The sequence below is a fragment of the Rhizobium gallicum bv. gallicum R602sp genome (genome assembly GCF_000816845.1).
Lineage (GTDB): Bacteria > Pseudomonadota > Alphaproteobacteria > Rhizobiales > Rhizobiaceae > Rhizobium > Rhizobium gallicum.
Map to the genome: position 1 here is coordinate 158,566 of NZ_CP006877.1, position 19,978 is coordinate 178,543.

18 protein-coding genes and 2 pseudogenes are annotated in these 19,978 nt (G+C 58.7%); 10 read left to right on the forward strand and 10 right to left on the reverse strand.

Going from position 1 to position 19,978, the window contains the following annotated elements; translation table 11 throughout:
* Positions 1–2: 2 nt before the first annotated feature.
* Positions 3–638: a trimeric intracellular cation channel family protein gene (locus tag RGR602_RS00755; protein ID WP_022713243.1), complete on the reverse strand. Its 636-nt coding sequence runs from the start codon at positions 636–638 to the stop codon at positions 3–5.
* Between the two features lie 118 nt (positions 639–756).
* On the opposite strand from RGR602_RS00755, the gene RGR602_RS00760 reads away from it, so the two are divergent.
* The gene (locus RGR602_RS00760) at positions 757–1,224 is read left to right on the forward strand and encodes a hypothetical protein (protein WP_039843515.1); all 468 of its coding nucleotides are present in this window, start codon (positions 757–759) and stop codon (positions 1,222–1,224) included.
* Positions 1,225–1,228: 4 nt separating this feature from the next.
* On the opposite strand, the gene RGR602_RS00765 is transcribed toward RGR602_RS00760, so the two are convergent.
* A complete protein-coding gene (locus tag RGR602_RS00765) occupies positions 1,229–2,017 on the reverse strand; it encodes a YdcF family protein (protein WP_039846564.1) in 789 nt (262 codons plus the stop codon).
* 224 nt (positions 2,018–2,241) lie between these two features.
* Between RGR602_RS00765 and RGR602_RS00770 the strand changes: the two genes are divergently transcribed.
* Complete coding sequence (locus RGR602_RS00770) at positions 2,242–2,469, forward strand: hypothetical protein (protein WP_039843516.1); 228 nt, start codon at positions 2,242–2,244, stop codon at positions 2,467–2,469.
* A gap of 165 nt (positions 2,470–2,634) precedes the next feature.
* On the forward strand, positions 2,635–3,438 hold the full coding sequence (locus RGR602_RS00775) for a helix-turn-helix domain-containing protein (RefSeq protein ID WP_039843517.1): 804 nt from the start codon (positions 2,635–2,637) through the stop codon (positions 3,436–3,438).
* Here RGR602_RS00775 and RGR602_RS00780 read toward each other — a convergent pair.
* A complete protein-coding gene (locus RGR602_RS00780; RefSeq protein WP_039843518.1) occupies positions 3,435–3,653 on the reverse strand; it encodes a hypothetical protein in 219 nt (72 codons plus the stop codon). The genes RGR602_RS00775 and RGR602_RS00780 overlap by 4 nt on opposite strands.
* Positions 3,654–4,055: 402 nt before the next feature.
* Between RGR602_RS00780 and RGR602_RS00785 the strand changes: the two genes are divergently transcribed.
* Both RGR602_RS00785 and RGR602_RS00790 read left to right on the forward strand, forming a co-directional pair.
* Complete coding sequence (locus RGR602_RS00785) at positions 4,056–5,099, forward strand: SagB/ThcOx family dehydrogenase (protein ID WP_039846565.1); 1,044 nt, start codon at positions 4,056–4,058, stop codon at positions 5,097–5,099.
* Positions 5,100–5,202: 103 nt separating this feature from the next.
* Complete coding sequence (locus tag RGR602_RS00790) at positions 5,203–5,559, forward strand: helix-turn-helix domain-containing protein (protein ID WP_022713250.1); 357 nt, start codon at positions 5,203–5,205, stop codon at positions 5,557–5,559.
* Between the two features lie 82 nt (positions 5,560–5,641).
* Here RGR602_RS00790 and RGR602_RS00795 read toward each other — a convergent pair whose 3' ends face one another.
* A complete protein-coding gene (locus RGR602_RS00795; RefSeq protein WP_039843519.1) occupies positions 5,642–5,848 on the reverse strand; it encodes a hypothetical protein in 207 nt (68 codons plus the stop codon).
* Between the two features lie 331 nt (positions 5,849–6,179).
* Between RGR602_RS00795 and RGR602_RS00800 the strand changes: the two are divergent.
* The 4 genes and pseudogenes from RGR602_RS00800 to RGR602_RS00810 form a co-directional block, all read left to right on the forward strand.
* A pseudogene (locus RGR602_RS00800) lies at positions 6,180–6,656 on the forward strand (RES family NAD+ phosphorylase); the annotation flags it as partial.
* A 272-nt stretch (positions 6,657–6,928) separates the two neighbouring features.
* Positions 6,929–7,270 (forward strand): DUF2147 domain-containing protein, encoded by a 342-nt coding sequence (locus tag RGR602_RS00805; protein ID WP_039843520.1) that lies wholly within the window; start codon positions 6,929–6,931, stop codon positions 7,268–7,270.
* Between the two features lie 57 nt (positions 7,271–7,327).
* A complete protein-coding gene (locus RGR602_RS35225; RefSeq protein ID WP_223843995.1) occupies positions 7,328–7,519 on the forward strand; it encodes an isoprenylcysteine carboxylmethyltransferase family protein in 192 nt (63 codons plus the stop codon).
* Complete coding sequence (locus RGR602_RS00810; RefSeq protein WP_039843521.1) at positions 7,503–9,050, forward strand: DHA2 family efflux MFS transporter permease subunit; 1,548 nt, start codon at positions 7,503–7,505, stop codon at positions 9,048–9,050. The genes RGR602_RS35225 and RGR602_RS00810 overlap by 17 nt, the downstream gene beginning before the upstream one ends.
* Before the next feature lie 604 nt (positions 9,051–9,654).
* On the opposite strand, the gene RGR602_RS00820 is transcribed toward RGR602_RS00810, so the two are convergent.
* Both RGR602_RS00820 and RGR602_RS00825 read right to left on the reverse strand, forming a co-directional pair.
* Positions 9,655–10,434 (reverse strand): alpha/beta fold hydrolase, encoded by a 780-nt coding sequence (locus RGR602_RS00820; RefSeq protein ID WP_039843523.1) that lies wholly within the window; start codon positions 10,432–10,434, stop codon positions 9,655–9,657.
* Between the two features lie 61 nt (positions 10,435–10,495).
* On the reverse strand, positions 10,496–11,266 hold the full coding sequence (locus tag RGR602_RS00825; RefSeq protein ID WP_039843524.1) for an SDR family NAD(P)-dependent oxidoreductase: 771 nt from the start codon (positions 11,264–11,266) through the stop codon (positions 10,496–10,498).
* Positions 11,267–11,398: 132 nt separating this feature from the next.
* Here RGR602_RS00825 and RGR602_RS00830 point away from each other — a divergent pair, with 132 nt between their 5' ends.
* A complete protein-coding gene (locus tag RGR602_RS00830) occupies positions 11,399–12,289 on the forward strand; it encodes an AraC family transcriptional regulator (RefSeq protein ID WP_082046477.1) in 891 nt (296 codons plus the stop codon).
* 161 nt (positions 12,290–12,450) lie between these two features.
* Here the strand turns inward: RGR602_RS00830 and dnaJ are convergent, their stop codons facing one another.
* From dnaJ to RGR602_RS39995, 4 genes and pseudogenes are all read right to left on the reverse strand, one after another.
* Positions 12,451–13,593, reverse strand: a complete 1,143-nt coding sequence (gene dnaJ / locus RGR602_RS00835; RefSeq protein ID WP_039843526.1) for a molecular chaperone DnaJ — start codon at positions 13,591–13,593, stop codon at positions 12,451–12,453.
* 79 nt (positions 13,594–13,672) lie between these two features.
* Entirely contained in the window at positions 13,673–15,583 is a 1,911-nt protein-coding gene (gene dnaK / locus RGR602_RS00840) for a molecular chaperone DnaK (protein ID WP_039843527.1), read from the reverse strand.
* Between the two features lie 278 nt (positions 15,584–15,861).
* Positions 15,862–18,147 carry a transglycosylase domain-containing protein gene (locus RGR602_RS00845; RefSeq protein ID WP_039843528.1) on the reverse strand — a complete coding sequence of 762 codons (2,286 nt, stop codon included), beginning with the start codon at positions 18,145–18,147 and terminating at the stop codon, positions 15,862–15,864.
* Between the two features lie 1,019 nt (positions 18,148–19,166).
* A pseudogene (locus tag RGR602_RS39995) lies at positions 19,167–19,721 on the reverse strand (SH3 domain-containing protein); the annotation flags it as partial.
* Positions 19,722–19,978: the final 257 nt, after the last annotated feature.

Genomic DNA, 19,978 nt, shown 5'->3' on the forward strand with positions numbered 1-19,978 from the left:
TTTCACATGACATCGTCAGGGTGGCGACCGGGCTTGTGCCTGTAGGTCGGGAACGTCCATCCGAACCATAATGCGCCGCCGCGTACGGCAAAGGCTGCGACAACGCCAAGGGCGGATGCGCCATAAAGCGGCAGGCCGAGTTCAGTTGCACCGGTAAAGATGCCCGCACCGAAGAGTGCCGCAGTGATGTAGATTTCGGGTCTCAGGAGCACGGAGGGCTCGTTCGCCATCAGATCGCGCAACACGCCCCCGAAAGTTGCCGTCAGTGTCCCCGTCACGATCGCGATCGTCGGCGAGCCTGTCGCGGCAAGTCCCTTGGCCGCACCCATGACGCAATAGGCGGCGAGCCCCACCGCATCGAGCCAGATCAGCAGCCGGTAACGCGACTCCACGAGATGGGCGGTGAAAAAAACCACGATGCCTACCAGACAGCAGATGACGATATAGGCTGGGTTCAGCACCCAGAATACCGGCACGCGGCCAAGCACGATATCGCGCACCGTGCCGCCGCCGGTGCCTGTTACCATAGCGAAGAAGAGGAAGCCGATGAGGTCGAGCTGCTTGCGCGAGGCGGCGAGTGCACCCGTCGCGGCAAAGAGTGCGATGCCAGCATAATCGAGATAGACGAGCAGAGACATTGATTGGCCCCCAGAGCCGGCAGACGATACTGGACTGAATCACGGTGGCAAGGGCGGCGCAAGGCGGATCGTCCAGAATGGGCGCCTGTCAGTGTCCATCCGACAAAAGAGGAAAGCCGTGAAAGCGCTGCTCATCGTCCTGAATTTAATAGCCCTCCTTGTGGCTCAGTCGGCCTCTGCGCAGCAATCGCTGATCTCGGATCCGGAAATCTACGAGAAGAAGCATTTCACCGAGCAATGTACGAAGGCCGAATTTTCGGACGCTTACATCACGCGCCAGGACATCAACAATGACGGCCTTATCGACGCCGTGGTCAATGAGGGCGAATTGACCTGCGACGGAAAGAAGGGGCCGCAGTGCAACGACGATGGCTGCACCTATAATTTCTACCTGCAGGTGGCCGAGGGGGGCTATTTCATGATCGCGACGGCGCAGATTTACGGCTACGATTTCATCAAGCGCTTCGGCAATATGGTGCTGGCCATGAAGATGCATCCGCGCTTCTGCGATCGCACCGACGGCGGCCCCTGCATCGTAACGGCGCGTGTTCGCGGCACGAAGTTTGTCACCATTTCAAAGAAATAATGCTTCAGGCTGGATAGAGCTCGGACGTTCGACCAGCAAGGTAATAGCCGACGAGACCGAACCATTCGCGCACGGCAGTCGCCATGTTCTGCGCATTGAGGCTCGGCTGCGTGAAGTCGATGCGCAGCGCTACATGACCATCCGTCCGGTAATCCGTCGGCCACGGCACGACATCGATGCCCTGCTTGCGAAAAATGCCGACCGAACGCGGCATGTGATAGCCGGATGTGATCATCAGGCAGTTCGAAAGTCCCTGGCTTGCAAGCAGCTCCTTGGTATTAATCGCATTTTCGAAGGTCGTGCGCGATGTTCTGTCTTCGACAAGCCGTTCACGCGCAATCCCGAAAAGCGGAAAGAAGCGCGCCGAGGCGGCCGCATCGCCTTCATATTTTCCAGAAATCGAGCCGTCCCCGCCCGAAATCAGAATACGCGATTGCGGATATCGCTGCGCCAGCCGCAGCGCTTCGATAAAACGGTCCGCGCCTGCATTGAACTCGATTCCGTGGCTGGTCGTATTCACCTCATTTTCAAACGCGCCGCCGAGAACGATCAAGCATTGCAAGTTATCCGGATCGCGGTCCGGCTTTGGAAAGCGCAATTCCAGATCCTGGAGGAGGTAATTGCCTGTTGTGGTGAAAAGGATGACGAAGAGCAGCAGTGTGCCGAGCGCCGAGAAAAATACGGCGAGGCTCCTGAAGCGGAGAACGACGGCAAGGAATGAAAAGAGAATTAGGAAGAACACCAGCGATAGCGGCTGGCCGACGACCCAGACTAACTTCGAGAAGAGAAACAATGATGCCCCCATGTCAAAACCAGCGGCATCTTATCCGATTCGATTGTGACGGGAATGACGGACGCATGGCACGATCGGAAGCTTGGATTGGGGATGGGATGGGGCTTTCGGCATAGGAACACCGTTGCTTCAAGCAAAGCTCCGTCAGCGTTTGCGTCAATCAACGCGCAATCCGCCAGCTGGGCATTCGCCTTGGTTCGGCCGATGTCCTACGGAGAAATTCAATGCCCCATGGCAAACTCTCCAAACGCAATGACACGATTTGCCGTGCCGTTTATGGTGTCGATGCCGATGTCTCCGCCATCAGTATCGTCGCCATGCAGGGCGGTGGCCCCGCGTGCTTCGGCCATGTGGCGATCCGCATGGGCGCTGTCTTGGAGCGTCGCTTTCCGGTACTGTTGCGGGTCACGCCGGCTGTCCGGCGCATCGCTTCATCCATCGTTGAATCATAACGAAAAAAATGAAGGCTGACCACATACCCTGCCGGCACTGTGTATCGCCGCCGCGCAGATCAGGCTCAATCGGATCATCCCCGGATTTGTCTTGCCGCCCGTTTGTGTTCCGTCTTTCGAGCCGCTAGTTTGAGGCCGACTCATCTCCTGGAAGCCATCGCGGACATGTCTGCACTTGAGAATTTCGCCGAAAATCTGCGGCGCCTCTGCCTTGCCAAGGCAGGCAGCATCAGCGCTGCCGCGCGCGGTATGCAAATCGGCCGCTCGCAGATTGAATCCTATCTTCAGGCGCGGCGCGCACCGGGCCGGGCCTCTGTAAAGAGGATCTGTGAATATCTCGGTGTGACCGAGGAAGAGATGTACCAGCGGCCGGTTGCGGTCGATTTGGACCACGGCCGTCCATCGGCGCAACGCATCTTGTCTGCGGCGAGGGATGCACTGGAGCCGCTCCTCTTTGCCGATCCTTCCGCCGGCATCGCACCCGGCATTTATCATGCCTACATGACGATCCCTGGTACGCCGGAGAGCCTACTTTGTGCCGTTGTTGTTCTTGCAAAGCAGGGAAGCGCCACGACTTTCCGTCGTCTTACCAATCGAGCGATCAAGAAGGGCGAATATTGGTCCCGCTTCACCGGCGATCATAAAGGCATTGTCGTCGAGCGGCTCAATTGCCTTTCCTTCGTCGCAGCCAATCAGATTGGTACGCAAGAGCCGACGCTGATGCGCCTTCGGTGGCTGCCATTCTCCGAGAAGCTGCTTGGAGGGCACGCCATGATTTTTACGCCCGCCGGACCGTCCTTCAGCGCCGTTGTGATGGTGCCGCTGAGCACGAAGACAAACCTCAGAACGGCGCTGCGCCTCGCGAAAGTCTACCGAACGGCCGATGAGGCCGTTCCGCGGATCGTACGGGACATGATTACCCAGCAGCGTGCCGATTTCATCTCCTCGGTCACACGCGATCTCGGTTAGTTGAGCGACAGCCCGGCTTCATGGGTCGCGGGCGCGTGATCGACGTTGACGCGGTGCGCCTCGATCAGCGCCATAGACAAGAGGTAGGTCAGCATCGGCTGCCGGGCGCTGCGGCTTTGCGCGATCAGCGTGTTCAGCATGTCGATCGTATAGTCACCGACCCCATCATCAAAATTCCGCGTTTGTTCGGCTTTCGCAGTCTTTTTATGGGCCATCGTGCTTTCTCCGGCGTCTTGTCGAGTTCATTCGCGCAATATGATTGGCATAATTCACGTTTTTCGGCTAGATATTTCTGTATAAACACAAAAATAACGATTTTAATTCAGAAATTTCCGATTTTTGACTTAAATTGAAGCAATACGCCACTGTGATGTATCAAACTAATATTTGCGAATTAATCGAATATTTTCGGTTGGCGTCTCATTGTTCGGGCTGCGATCAACACCGATTGCTTTCGAACCGAGGAGATGGAGCATGCAGAAGAAGAGCAAGCCGAACCTTAAGGTTACCGCAGCCAAGGCTAAGCCGACATTTGTCAGCCGCGGCATGATGTTCCGCATCGATTAAGCGATGAGATGCCTGCCGGGCGAATGGGCTGCGGCGGGCATTTTTCTGCGATGCGCTATCGTTCCTCCCGCACGCTCGTCTTCCATAATGATGGTGCCGAGTTCGTAGCCTGCAATTTCCTCACCAAGGCCGTCTTCGAGTGCAGTCCGGACCTTCTGGATTTTTTGCGCGCTGTTGCCGAGTGGAGTGATCGCGCCGCGATCCGCGATCAAGCGCCCGGCCATAGTGAGGACGAACTCGATGAAACGCTGGTGGCGCTTGTCGAGATGTCCGCACTCGTCGTCGAAGGATCCGAACTTGAGATGCGGGAGGACGCCTTCCGTCAGCATTGGAAGTGGGGCGTGCCCGCCGCCCTGATGCATTTTTGCGTTCAGGACCCCGATTACATGTCCCTTAATGAGGCCGAAGATCTGCAGCGCGCTGCGCTCGCAAGCGATGGCGAGATCGAGCTCTACAGCCTCAATTCGGGGCAAGGCGATGTCATTTCGCTATCGGCCGAACCCTCCGGAAATTCTTTGCTGGCGCTGATGGCGAGGCGGCGGACTCAACGCAAGGGTCTTACGAAAGCCGTGTCATTACACGCGCTCTCCGAAGCGCTCTTCGCAGGCCTTGGGATTACAGGCACTGCACGAAATTCGGTGGTGACGCTACCGCTGTCGATGACACCGTCCGGCGGCGCACGCAACCCTTATGAAGCCTATGTTTTTGTGAAGGCGGTCGACGGCCTGGCGCCAGGAATCTATCACTATTCGGCCTTCGAGCATTCGCTGGCAAAGATATCGGACGCTTCGCCCTCTTTCGGCGATCTCGTCGGCGGCCAGGAATGGGCCGATACCATGCCCTGCATGATCGTACTCGTTGCCCATATGGACCGCAGCATGTGGAAATATAGCGATGCCAACGCCTACCGCGTGGTTTTGATCGAGGCCGGGCATATTGGGCAAAACATCATGCTTTCGGCCACGGCGCACGGAATGACGGCTTGCCCAACCGCGGCTCTAAGCCATACGCGGATCGGTGAATTGGTTGGTCTGCGCAATCCTGCTCATGCGCCGATCTACGCACTGACGCTTGGTTTCCCTGACGTAGCGTAAAGCCCAAAAAAAGTCGGTTGAATTTTGCAACTATCGGGTTGAGTTCTGCGCAAGAACCGTCATAGTATCGTTAGGAATTCGTTAATATATGAGGGAATGCCAGGTGCCGGATCCCGTAGATATCCTCGTCGGTCGCAATGTCAGACAGCTCCGCGCCCGCCGCCGTGTCTCGCAACTGGAGCTGGGGGAAGCTCTTGGTTTGACTTTCCAGCAAATTCAGAAATACGAAAAAGGCACCAACCGGGTCTCCGCCAGCAAGTTGCACCAGATCGCGGTCTTTCTTGGCGTCGAGATCTCCGCACTCTTTGAAGGCGCCGAAACGTCGCAATTCCCGTCAAAAGTTGCGCTAAGCCCCGAGGCTTATGAACTGGCTGTCAATTATGACAGGCTTCACTCGCCCGCAGGCAAGGAAGCGGTCAAGACCATTCTGACGCTGATGAGCGCGGAAAAGGCTGCCTGACGCTTCGATTGCGGCGCCATAGCAAAAGAGTATCCCGGTACCTTATGCCCGCCGCAGGCGGGTTTCTTTTTGTTTCGGGATTCTAATGAAGTTCGCGCTCGTGCAGCGCGACAAGCAAGTCGTCCTGCGTGTGATGCCCGGCATGATAAAGGTCGATCGCGATGCTGGCGATCGAAAGGCCCTGCTGGCTGCGGAGCTTGATATTGCGCTCCGCACACCAGGTATAAAGCGCGCCGGCAAGGACGTCGACGTCATCCGGCTGAAAGGACAAGGAGGCTGCTGCCGTCATGGAAGGACCTTCAATTGGTTTGTTCCCAGAATTATGCGCGTAGTAGTGATGGCATTTCAGCAGGTTGCAAGCGGCATCCGCAGCCTGCGTTAACGCAGGACGTATTGCCGGTTTTCTCTGTTTCAAATTGGAACAGAAATGGCCAGCTCTACGGAGCGGTTCTGGATTCGTGTGGTTTTGAGACATGCCGCCATGTGCCGGGTGGCTATCGGCCGCTCGTAAATTGGCCCAAAAACGGCGCGCGTGATCCTTATTCTCCGTGGCGAACGATGATTAGTGCATTGCCAGCATTGGCCTTGATACTGCGAGACCAGCCCGGATGATGACCAGCCGGAGCTTCGTCATGGCGCCCTTCGTGCATTGCTCGATCCTACGTCCCGGTCGGTTCTCGGATGGCAGCTACGGGATCTATTATGCGGGCGACAGCGAAGAAGTCGCGGTCGCCGAGACCATTCATCACCACGAAAAATTCATGCGCGCCACGAACGACTCCGGCTGGACGGCGGACTTCCGGGTCCTGATCGGCAGCGTCGATCGGGATCTCGATGACGTCAACGCGGTGCCTGACGTGCTGCACCCGGACGACTATACTGTCTCCCAGGCCAAGGGACGCGGCCTCCGGGCCGCCGGAAGCGATGGTCTCGTGTGGGGTAGCGTCCGCATGCCAGGCCGGCAATGCATCGGCATATTCTGGCCAGACGCAATCACGATACCGATCCAGGGGCGGCACTACAGCTACCACTGGAACGGGACACGCGTAGATTTCGTGCGTCAGCACGACACCGGGCTCGTCCTGGCGGTCAGCTAAGGGCGCTACCGTGATCGGTTGAAGGGCAGCGCTGAGCCTGCGAACGGCCATAACGATGCCACTGCGTGCGCCGCCGGCCTCTGAAAGCATTACCCGATTCCAACACTCCTCCTAAGCTCCGATCACGGCCAGCTTGGCATCCGATCAAAGATCACGCCCAGTCGCGACGTGAGCGCACTGGCATTTTGCACTATTGCCTGTCAGAAAGTCCGAGGAACTCGATGACGCTATTGCCGTTACATATCAGCAGACATCGCAATGGGAGTTTCCAAATGACGATCAGGTCTGTTTTTGTCACAATCTTCATATTGATAGCCAGCGTCGCGAGTGCTGCCGATACAGTAGTGGGAACCTGGAAGACGGAAAACGGCGAGACGTCGGTGATCGACCATTGCGGAGCGAACTATTGCATTGTGGCGAAGAGCGGGCGATATGCGGGACAGCAGATCGGTTTCTTTTCAGGCAGGGCGGATACGTATACCGGCCGGCTCACAGATCCGCGGACCAAGACAACCTATAGCGGCAGGCTCACCGTATCGGGAAACAGCCTCAAACTCCGTGGCTGCGCGACGAGCGTATTGTGCAAGACCCAGATCTGGACCCGCCTGAACTGAGATAGCGCTATCATCAGACCGTTTTGTTTTCCGAGCATCATCGTGGCGCTGGGCGGGATGATTGTTTCCAAGGGCCCGTATCGCTTCTTGCACTATCCGAACTATGTTGTCGTGATGGGCGAGATCGCGGCACTCCCACTCGGTTTTGCCACTTTATGCACTTCTGTTTTCCATCGCCAATGCAGTCATTGTGACCAGCGCGTCAAGAACGCCGCACTTGCAGGATTGTCCCATGCCGGACAGGCTTGAGTCTGATCTTACCGATCGCCGCCAGACCGTCATCTGGATCGGTTTCTTCGCCATGTGCATTGGCATGTTTATGGCGATCTTGGATGTGCAAGTTGTGGCGACGTCGTTGCCAACGATACAGTCTGCTCTCGACATCGATCCCGAGCAGATGAGCTGGATTCAGACCGTCTATTTGATTGCCGAGGTAGTCGCCATCCCGTTAACCGGGTTCCTGACGCGTTTTCTCACCATGCGATGGCTGTTCGTGACGTCGCTGGTCCTTTTCGTGATCGCGTCGGCGGGATGTGCGATCAGCAGCGGCTTCGGCGAACTCGTCGCTTGGCGGGTTGTGCAGGGCTTTTCAGGCGGAACGCTGATACCCTCTGTCTTCTCGGCGGTGTTCATTCTGTTTCCAAACGAGCGCCAAGCCCTTGCCACCACCATTGCCGGCGTTCTCGCCGTCCTCGCTCCGACTGTCGGGCCGATTGTCGGTGGCTGGCTGACAGAAACCTACTCCTGGCATTGGCTTTTTTTGATCAATATCATTCCTGGAATTCTTGCCGCTCTTGTTGCAATGCGATCGCTCCCTCAAGAGCGCGTCGACGTCTGGGAACTTCGCGGGCTTGACGGGGTGGGATTGGCCACGATGGCCGTCGCTTTGATTACGCTGGAGCTTGGATTGAAGGAAGCGCCCACGAGCGGCTGGATGTCAACCTATGACAGTGGCCTGTTCGCCGTCTCAGCCCTATCAGCATCGGCATTCATATGGCGATCGCTCCACCGCGCCCGGCCGTTGGTAGAGCTTCATAATTTCCAAGATCGAAACTTTATGGTGGGCTCGACGCTAAGCTTCATCCTCGGCTTCGGTCTATTCGGTTCTGTCTATCTGATGCCTGTGTTTCTGGCCTTTGTCAGAGGACATAACGCATTCGAAATCGGGATGACAATGCTCGTAACCGGCATCGCGCAATTATGTACAGCGCCAATTGCTGTTGCGCTCGAAAAGCAAATGGACCCCCGCCTACTGTCCGCGCTCGGCTTCGCGCTCTTTGCAATCGGCATCGGTATGAGTGCTTCGCAAAACCCTCGCTCCGACTATGATGAAATGTTCTGGCCACAGGTCATAAGAGGCGTCTCCATCATGTTTTGCCTTCTGCCGCCGACCCGTCTGGCGCTCGGCACGCTGGCGCCCGAGCGTGTTCCAGATGCAAGTGGTCTGTTCAATTTGATGCGAAACCTTGGCGGCGCAATTGGGATCGCGCTCATCGATACCATCCTATATACCCGCTCGGAGCCGCTTGGACAAAAGCTCTGGGATCGCTTGCAGGCAGGGAATTTGGAGGCTGCCGAGTTCATCGGCGCACCGGCCCAGATCGTTGCCGGCCACACCGGCGCTTTTGATGCGGATACGACAGCAATATTGAACCCTCTTGTTCAGACCGCGGCAACCGTCCAAGCGCTCAACGAAGCGTGGATGATGGTCGCAATCATCACGGCATGTGCTGTCATATGCCTCCCTTTTGCAAAGCCTGTTTTGCCGGCGCAGTCGTGACCGAAGTCCCGCGTGATGCGCGCAAATCAGGGATCATGGAGGCGGGGTGGAGGTCAGCAATGAGCTTCTGCTTCGTGCTGACATCCACAAGGTTTCGATCGCGGATACGCACCCGCCGATCTGATTTCCGCTTTGTCGTAAGCGGGCGCCTGAAGGCGTTCTTCCAGAACGGGAAGCACTATTGCGACCTGAGGGTCAGCGGCTGCGTCTGCATGGAGGCCTGAACTGGCATCGGGAGGAGCGTTTCCTCGGCTAACGTGAGCGAACATGGCTGGGCAACGCCTAGGCGGGCATGAAAAAAGCGGTACTAGGTAGCAAATGCCACCAGCGGCCGCTTCCGGCCCGGAGCCGTGATAAGGTCTTTGGTGGTGGTCTTACCACGGCATCGATGAACCGTGCGTGCTGGGCTAGGTATTCCTCGATGCCGCTCTCGTTTGTCGCCTCCAACTCTAGCTTCAGGCTTTGATATCCGCGCCGCAATTCGTCATCCTTCGCGGCCATCCGGGCGGGCTTTTTTCCGAGTGCCTCGGCGATCTCCCCGTTGGCCTTGCCGGCAGCGATTAGGCTCGGAATATCGGCTCGCGCGGCGTCAGGGGATCCAATGTCATGATTGCCCGGCAGCTTCCAAAATGAGCTTGGTGATCTCATTCGGATGTGAAATGAGCGACAGATGGCTGGATTTGAGTTCGATGGCTTTAGCGCCCATGCGTCTGGCCATGAAACGCTGCAGGTCTGGATTTATCGTTCCATCTTGCGTCGAAACGGCGTAGTAGCTTGGCTTGGAACGCCAAGCAGCGTTTGAGGTTTTGCCGGTGAGCAACGCCTTTTGGAATGGTTGTTGAACGGCATAGAGAACCCTCGCCCTAGCCTCGGGAAGGTCGCCCCCGAAATCGCGCAGGAACGCTTCCTCCGTCAGCCGTCCTTCGTCGCCGTCGAAGACAATGCCCGCGGTTGCGGGTGGTGTCGGGTAGGTTTTTGCCAAAGCTGCATAGTCCTCACCTGCATCCGGTGCTCGGGCAGCGACATAAACCAGTGAAGAGACGTTCGGATGTACGCCTGCTTCGGTGAGGATCATCCCCGAAAAGGAGTGGCCGACAAAGACGGTCGGACCGTCCTGCCGGTCGAGGATGCGCCGGGCGGCCGCCACGGCCTCGGGCAGCGTAGTGAGCGGGTTCTGGACCGCCGTGCAGTTTAGGCCCTTCGCTTGCAGCAGGGCGATAACCTCGGTCCAGCATGATCCGTCGGCGAAAAGTCCATGCACGAGAACGACATTGCGCGCCTTTGGAGGCGTGTGAGTGGCGGCCAGGCCGGCATGTGTCGCAACAAGTGACGTGGCAGCACCGACGAGCAAAGTTTTCGAAAATGTGCGTCTGTTCATTATCATGATCGAATCTCCATCGTGTGCGAAGCGGTAGGATTATTTGAACTCGGTCCGGACCGGCATCTCAGATTGACATGCCGCCGGAGACCTCGATGCGTTGGGCATTGACCCAGCGGTTGTCCTCAGAGAGCAGCGAGGCAATCATCGGACCGATATCGTCGGGCAGGCCGGCGCGGCCCAGCGCCGTCATTTCGGCGACACGCTGGTTCAGATCCGGATTGTCGCGGACCATACCGCCGCTAAAGTCGGTCTGGATGGCGCCGGGCGCGACGACATTGACGGCGATGCGACGCGGTCCCAGCTCCTTTGCCATGTACCGGGTCAGCACCTCGACCGCTCCCTTCATCGCACCGTAAGAAGCGCTGCCAGGGACGATGATGCGAGTCAGGCCGCTCGACAGGTTGACGATCCGGCCGCCGTCATTGATCAGCGGCAAGAGCTTCTGCGTCAAGAAGAAAACACCCTTGAAGTGCACATTGTAAAGCATGTCCAGTTCATCTTCCGTCGTCGCCTCGATGCTGTTGTGGTGCGAGGTTCCGGCATTGTTGACGAGGTAGTCGAAGCGCTCGGCGGCGCCCAGATCGGCAAGCGCCTGCTTTATGGCGTCGACGAAAGGGTCGAAACCCTGGGCGTCGCCGGTGTCGAGCTTGAGGGCAATGGCTTTGGCGCCGGCTTCAGCAACCAGGGCCACGACCTTTTCGGCTTCCGCCCTGCTGGAATTGTAGGTGAGGATCGAGTCGACACCACGTCTGGCGAGGTTGAGCACGGTGTTGCGGCCCAGCCCGCGGCTGCCGCCGGTGACGATTGCGATTTTGCGTTCGGAATTCTGTGTCATCGCCGTTCTCCTTTGTTGATGACGGTGAACATAAGAGGGCGAAGCACGGGTGAACATGCCGGAACCGGCTTCTTTCTTGCCTGATCCTGCCTCCAGCGTTAATTTGGAATTCCAGATTTGCGGGGGATCCGATTGAGCACTCTTTCGATGTTGCATGATGCCGTCGTCGCCGCGTTTGCGGCTCATGGAAGCGGGAGCCCCTATTTCACCGTGATCGACGGACTGGCCTTGCTCCGATCCTTCTCCGAGCGGCATCCGAACCACCTGATCCACCGGCCAGCGCTCTGCATCGTGGTGCAGGGCGCGAAATGGACGACGTTCGGCGAACGGAGGCTCCATTATCGCACCAGCCAGGCCATGGTCGTCAGCGTCGAGATGCCGGGTGCAAGCCAGGTGGTGCACGGAGCGCCGGATGCGCCCTATCTCAGCGCCGTCATCGAACTCGACCAGGCGATCCTACGCGAAGTCTATGAAAGCATGGAGGCACCGCCCACTCCGGCCTCCGGCGAGCATGCCGCCGCCTTCGTTATGGAGCTCAACGAGGCGATCCTCGGCTGCGCCGCGCGCGCCGTCAGCCTGCTTGGCGAGCCGCAGGCAATCCCGCTGCTCTATCCCGGCGTCAAGCGCGAACTCTGCTACCGCCTGCTGGCCGGGCCACATGGCGGTGTCTTCGCCCGCATGGTCGTCGGCGCGGAGCGAAACCGGCGTCTGGTCGAAGCGATCCACGCATTGCGGGGCAATTTCGACAAGCAGGTGCGCGTCGATGATCTTGCCGCGCTCGCCGGCCTGAGCCCGACAGCCTTCCATCGTCAGTTCAAGGCAATGACCGCGATGACACCGGTGCAGTTTCAAAAGCAGATCCGCCTGATGGAGGCGCGCCGGCTGATGCTGTCGCGCGAAATGTCGGCGGAAACGGTCGCCTTTGAGGTGGGCTATGCCAGCCCCTCACAGTTCAGCCGGGAATATGCCCGGCTGTTCGGGGCTCCGCCACGCCGAGACATCGGAAAGCTTCTCTCGGCCTGACTGTTTCAGCGTGCACGCTGAAACTACGCATGACCGCTGTTGGCGGCGCAAAGCGGTCACCGCGCACGATCACCGGCTGGTGGCATTTGCTACATAATTCCGGAAAAAAGCCGGGATGGAAACCCCGGCTTTCAACCTGTGCTGTGTTTGCGCGCCAGCCCTTATCCTTCGAAGAATTCCTTCATGCGCGCGAAGAAGCCTGTCGATTCCGGATTGTTCTCCTTCGAGGAAAGCTGCTCGAACTCCTGGAGCAGTTCGCGCTGCCGCTTCGAGAGCTTTTGTGGCGTCTCGATCTGGATCTGGATGTAGAGATCGCCCGTCTGGCTGGAACGCAGCACCGGCATGCCCTTGCCCTTGAGGCGGAACTGCTTTCCGGCCTGCGTGCCTTCGGGAACGGTGACGCGCGACTTCGTGCCGTCGAGCGTCGCCACATCGAAAGTGCCGCCGAGCGCTGCCGTCGTCATCGAGATCGGAACGGCGCAATAGAGGTCGGCTCCATCGCGCTGATAAAATTCGTGCGGCTTCACCGACAGGAAGATATAGAGATCGCCCGCCGGTCCGCCGCGCGTGCCGGCCTCGCCTTCGCCCTGCAAGCGGATGCGCGTGCCATCTTCGATACCAGCCGGAATATTGACCGAGAGCGAACGCTCTTCCGTTACGCGGCCCTGGCCATGGCACTTGGGGCATGGATCGGGAATGGTCTGGCCGCGGCCATGGCAGGTCGGGCAGGTTCGTTCGATCGAGAAAAAGCCCTGCGCGGCGCGAACGCGGCCGGAGCCTTGACAGGTGCCGCAGGTTTTCGGTTGCGTGCCGGGCTTGGCGCCGGAACCCGAGCACATATCGCAAGTGATCGAGGTTGGAACACGAATCTGCGCCGTCTTGCCGGAGAAGGCCTCTTCCAGCGAAATTTCCATATTGTAGCGAAGGTCGGCACCACGCTCGCGTCCGCCGGATGAGCGCTGCCGTCCCCGGCCACCGCCCATCATCTCGCCGAATATGTCTTCGAAGATGTCGGAGAAGCCGCCGCCACCGGCGAAGCCCGCACCGCCGCCGAAGCCGCCAGCACCCATGCCGCCATGCTCGAAGGCTGCGTGACCATAACGGTCGTAGGCCGCACGCTTCTGCGGGTCCTTCAGCGTTTCATAGGCTTCGTTGATTTCCTTGAATTTGATTTCGGCGCTCTTATCGTCCGGGTTCTTGTCCGGATGATATTTCATTGCCAGTTTGCGGAAGGCGCTTTTCAGCTCTTTTTCATCCGCCGTTTTGGCGACGCCCAGAGTTTCGTAAAAGTCCGCTTTTGCCAATTTAAACCCCGGAAATGGATTTCCGGCTGCCCTCGGACAGCCGGATTGCAGTGTTTAGCATAACCGCTTCGCCGCGGATTTATGCGGACTTCTTGCGGTCGTCGTCCTTGACTTCTTCGTAGTCGGCATCAACGACATTGTCATCACCTGCCGAAGCATCTGCCGTACCGGCTTCCGCCTGCTGGGCTTCGTAGATCGCCTGGCCGAGCTTCATGGACACTTCCATGAGGGTCTGGGTCTTCGCCTTGATATCCTCGGCATCCGGGTCGGTCGCCTCGGCTGCAGACTTCAGAGCCGCAATCGCATCAGAGATGGCGGTGCGGTCGGCCTCGGAAACCTTGTCACCGTAATCCTTCAGCGATTTTTCCGTCGAGTGAACCAGGCTTTCGGCTTGGTTCTTGGCCTCAACGCTTTCGCGGCGCTTCTTGTCTTCCGCGGCATGCGATTCTGCATCCTTGACCATCTTTTCGATGTCGGCGTCCGAAAGGCCTCCGGAAGCCTGGATGCGGATCTGCTGTTCCTTGCCGGTACCCTTGTCCTTGGCCGAAACCTGCACGATGCCGTTCGCATCGATATCGAAGGTAACTTCAATCTGTGGAACACCGCGCGGCGCCGGCGGCAGGCCGACGAGGTCGAACTGGCCGAGCAGCTTGTTGTCGGCAGCCATTTCGCGCTCGCCCTGCGAAACGCGGATGGTGACGGCCTGCTGGTTGTCATCGGCAGTCGAGAAAGTCTGCGACTTCTTGGTCGGGATCGTCGTGTTGCGCTCGATCAGACGGGTGAAGACGCCACCGAGGGTTTCGATGCCCAGAGACAGCGGGGTCACGTCGAGAAGCAGAACGTCCTTGACGTCACCCTGCAGAACGCCGGCCTGGATGGCAGCGCCGAGCGCAACGACTTCATCCGGATTGACGCCCTTGTGCGGCTCCTTGCCGAACAGCTGCTTGACGACTTCCTGAACCTTCGGCATGCGGCTCATACCACCGACGAGAACGACTTCATCGATCTCAGCCGGGGTGACGCCGGCATCCTTGAGGGCCGCCTTGCACGGCGCGATCGTGCGCTGCACGAGGTCGTCGACCAGGCTTTCAAGTTTGGCGCGCGTCAGCTTCAGCGTCAGGTGCTTCGGGCCAGAAGCGTCAGCCGTGATGAAGGGCAGGTTGATTTCGGTCTGCTGCGAGGACGAGAGCTCGATCTTGGCTTTTTCGGCAGCTTCCTTCAGGCGCTGCAGCGCGAGCTTGTCGTTCTTGAGGTCGATGCCGTTGTCCTTCTTGAACTCTGCGACGAGGTATTCGACGAGACGCATGTCGAAGTCTTCACCGCCGAGGAAGGTGTCGCCGTTGGTGGACTTCACTTCGAAGACGCCGTCACCGATTTCGAGGATCGAAATATCGAAGGTACCGCCGCCAAGGTCGTAGACGGCAATCGTCTTGCCTTCCTTTTTGTCAAGCCCGTAAGCGAGGGCCGCTGCGGTCGGCTCGTTGATGATACGCAGAACCTCAAGACCCGCGATCTTGCCAGCATCCTTGGTTGCCTGGCGCTGCGCGTCGTTAAAGTATGCCGGAACCGTGATGACGGCCTTCTCGACCTTTTCACCGAGGTAGGATTCAGCCGTTTCCTTCATCTTCTGAAGGATCATCGCGGAGACCTGCGCGGGCGAATAGCCCTTGCCATTGGCTTCGACCCAGGCATCGCCATTGTCACCCTTCGAAATACTGAAAGGGACAAGACCCTTGTCCTTCTCGACGGTCGGATCTTCGTAGCGGCGGCCGATCAGGCGCTTGACGGCAAAGAGCGTATTCGTCGGATTGGTGACGGCCTGGCGTTTTGCCGGCTGGCCGACAAGGCGTTCGCCGTCGTCGGTAAATGCTACCATGGAAGGAGTCGTGCGCGCGCCTTCTGCGTTCTCAATGACCTTCGCGTCCTTGCCGTCCATGACAGCGACGCAGGAATTTGTCGTTCCGAGGTCGATACCAATTACTTTTGCCATGTCATTTACTCCTTGAAGCAAGCTGTCGGAACCCCGAGAAGGCATTTCCCTGACAGCCCCTTACGGGATGTGGGTCTTCGGAATTAACGCAATCGTGATTGCGGTGATGCGGCGTATATAAGGAGCGGTTTTCTGGACTGCAAGGCGAGAATGAGCCCGAAATCCAGCAAAACGAACGTGTTGCATTCACTTTCTACAGTGAGCGAAAAAACTCCGCCGTGCTTCGCATCTGCGTGGACTTACCAAAGCCGGCTTGCATCGAGCATGAGCGGCTTCGCTCATTGGCCCATGATCAGGTCAAGCAGAGTGGTGCGGCGCGGCTGGACGGAAGAGGTGGCCGCAGGGCCGCCGACATCTCCCGGTGGAATAGGTCCTCCCGGGGCCGCCACGGCCTGTTGCTCGTGACCGGGTGCCGGTGGAAATGATGTTTGCGCCTCCGTGCTGCTCCCGCCTCCGAAAACGCCGGAAATGATGCCGCCGATCGTTGTCGGCTGCTCCTGCATCGGCCGTGGTTCAGCCTGCGCCATCGGCTGATTGCCGAACTCATTCGGGTCCGCAATGAACTGGCCGTTGCCGAATAGCGGAGCTGGAGAAAGACCCTTGTGCGCGGCAATCATGAATTCCTGCCATGCCTTCGCAGGCAGGCCGCCGCCGGTAACCTTCTTCATCGGCGTGCCGTCGTCATTGCCGAACCAGACACCGGTCGTCAGATTGCTGGTGAAACCGACGAAGAGCGCATCGCGCGAATTCTGGGTCGTGCCCGTCTTGCCGGCCGCCTGCCAGCCAGGAATCTTGGCGCTTTTGCCCGTGCCGGTCTCGATCGTGCCCATCATCATGGCATTCATGTTGGCGGCGACCGTTTCAGAAACAACGCGGGGCGGGTTGTCATAGGTGTTCTCATAGAGAACCTTGCCCTCGGCGGTCGTCACCCGGCGGATCACATGCGGGGTTGCCTTGTAGCCGCCGTTCATGAAGGCGGCGTAGGAAGCGGTGAGCTCCGTGAGCGACACTTCAGACGTGCCAAGCGCGATCGAGGCATTCGGCTGCAGTTCGGTCTCGATGCCGAGTCGGTGCGCAAGCTTGATCACCTGCTCCGGCCCGTCATACATGACGAGCTGGGCGGCGACGGTATTCAGCGACTTGGCAAGCGCGGTCGCGAGTGTCACCTCGCCATTGTATTTCTTTTCATAATTTTCAGGCGTCCAGTTGCCGATGCGAATCGGTGCGTCGTTGAAGACGGAATAGGGCGTCAAACCCTTTTCGAGTGCGGCGGCATAAACGAAAGGTTTGAAAGAGGAGCCCGGCTGGCGCTTCGCCTTGACCGCGCGGTTGAACTGGCTTTCGGCATAATCCCTGCCGCCGACCAGCGCTCGGATCGCGCCAGTCCCGTCGATCGAGACGAGGGCGGCCTGGGACGCATCGAGCTTTGCGCCGTCCTTGCCGAGAATGTCGTTGAGCGACTGCTCAGCCTTCCTTTCCAGCCCCTTGTCGATCGTCGTATCGACGATGAGGTCCTCTTTCACTTCGCCGACCAGCCCGGGTAGCTCGTCCATAACCATGTCGGCCACATATTGACCAGCGCCCGACCAGTAGCTCTTCGCCTTGGACGGCGTCTGCGTCATCGCCGTCTTTACCTCGTTGTCGGTGATATAGCCTTGGTCGCGCATGGCCTGCAGTACGATCTGGGCACGGGCGTTTGCGGCGTCTGGGTCGCGGGCCGGAGACAGGCGTGACGGCGCCTTGACGAGACCGGCGAGCAAAGCCGCTTCCCCGAGATTCACGTCACGCGCGGACTTGTTGAAATAACGTCGGGCGGCGGCCTCGACGCCGTAGGCATTCGAGCCGTAGAAGACGCGGTTCAGATACATCGCAAGGATCTGATCCTTCGTATATTTCTGCTCGAGCCAGAAAGAGAGCAGCACTTCCTGCACTTTGCGCTCCAGAGTGCGATCCGGCGAAAGGAAGAGGTTCTTCGCAAGCTGCTGCGTCAAGGTGGAGCCACCCTGAATCGGCTGGCCCGTCAGGTTGTTGACGACGGCGCGGGCAAGCCCCATTGGGTCGACGCCGAAATGCGAGTAAAAGCGCTTGTCTTCTATCGCGATGATCGCTTCAGGGATGTAGGGCGACATCTGATCGAGCGATAGCGCCTCGCCGCCGGTGGCGCCACGATTGGCAATCACGCTGCCATCGACAGATGCGATCTTGACGTTCGGCGGCCGGTCAGGGATCGCCCAGGTGCTAGCGCTCGGCATGCGCGAGCCGTAGTAGAAAACCAGCCCAGCTGCACCGATGCCGGCCCAGATACCAAGCACGATGCACCAGTAGACCACGCGGCGGATGAAGTTGAAGAGACCGCCGTCCTGGCGTTCGGGCGGCTCGCGTCTGCTGCGCCTTTTCCTGTCGGGTGCGCGGGTTCGTGTCGCGTCCGAGGAAAAACGTTTGGTTCCGCGTCGGCCGGAGATACGATCGTCGTCGTCCAGCGAGAAATCGTCGTCCTCTTCAAAGCGGCTACGGCCGCTGAAGGACGGTTCGATTCTATCGCGTGATCTGCCCCTACCTGCCATCGTGGACCGGCCGCACCCCATATGTCGCAAGCGCTCTTTGCGCAATCATCCGGGTGGACTTTAAATACGGCGATTTAAGGGGTGGTTAAGACTGCAGGCAAGCGGTCCCGACGGCGCTTCAGCCCTGCCGTTTGCGCATGGCTGCCATTCGTTGCAGCTGTCACGAAACTGACATATATCGCGCCACCTTACGCCGAAGAAAAAAGCAATAAGCGTAGTAGTTAGGCATTTAATATGAGCATTGACCTTAAGAGAATAGACGAGACCTGTCTTCGCGAGATCTGGAGCATCCATGAGTTTGCCCGGCAGCATCGGCTGAGCAAGATGGAGGAAAGCCGCCTGAAAATGCTGCACGGTCCGTTTGCACAGATGCGTGAGCTCGTGACAGGCTCTGATCGCAAAGCTTCCGTTTGGTAATTTGGAACCTTTAGCTGTCCCGCCAGTTTCCTTTGTAGCGGGACAGCCCTCAAGTCCCGTTATGGATCGGTCGTCTCCCCTCAACACGGCCGATCGAAATCAGGCCCGGCGCCTCCGTCTTGGAGCGTCGGGCTTTTTCTATGCAGCTTATCGCAAAAGGGCGGCATCTCTGCCGCCCCAGCGCCACGTTAGTTCCGGCAACCCGGCTCGCCCGGTTGGCAGGCGCCTCGCTGCGGCCTGCGGCGATCATTGTCACCACCGCTGCGGTTCCGATTGTCGTCACCACGGACGCGACTATTGCCATCATCGCCTCCACGTTCGAAGTTCCGGCGGTCATTGTCGCCACCTCGGCGGTTACGATTGTCGTCGCCGCGGACGCGATTATTGCCATCATCGCCTCCACGTTCGAAGTTCCGGCGGTCATTGTCGCCACCTCGGCGGTTACGATTGTCGTCGCCACGGACGCGATTGCCATCATCGCCTCGACGTTCGAAGTTCCGGCGGTCGTTGTCACGATCGCTGCGGTTTCGATTGTCGTCGCCGCGGCGGATGACGCGATTGCCATCATCGTCTCGACGTTCGAAGTTCCGGCGATCGCGATCACGATCGCCGCGGTTGCGCAGATCACGGTCAAAGTCCGGCTGCCTGTCGACATTGGGCCTGCGGTCGGGCGCGCGATCGAAATCCGGCAGGCGATCCCGACGATCGTCAAAGTCCCGGCGTCGTTCACGGCGATCGGAGTCGCGATAGAAGTCCGGTCCGCGGCGCCAGCGATCGCGGTCGCGATAGAAGTCACGGTCGCGGTAATTACGATCCCAATAGCTGCCGAAGCTGAAGACAACGACGGGAATACCGAGTGGGCGATAATATTGAGGCCCGAGATAAACGCGGCGCTGTTGATAAAGTGCCTGGATATATCCGCCGTGCACCCAGCCACGGGCGCCGTAGAACTCCACGTCGCACCATGGCACGTCTGCAAGACAGCCGTAGATTTCGATGGACTCGCCGGCCGGAATTACGGTGACCGCCGGATATTCCGTGCTTGGGCCGGCCCGCATATTGACGTTCGTCGTCGCGAAGCCTTCTGCCGCCTGAGCGATCGCCGGAGCAAACAAGAGCATACCGGTCGCGGCAATTTTCAAGAGGGTGCGTTTCACGTTTTCAACTCCCTGGGAGGTAGCGTCATGCCACATCCGGTATTTGTTTTACTCCGGCTTTTGCCGGCTCCGGGCACAGTCCGAGGCTCGCCGACTTTTGTTAGCCGGCGATCATTCGTCTTGTCTTTCAATGGTTTATAGCGCGTGTTGCATGAACGCAGCTTGAACGGAAAAATGGGGCTCTAGGCCTTGAAAGTGCCGGAGCGGCTTCCGATATGACGCTCAACAGATCGCAGCCAAGTGGATGCTGTGCGCGC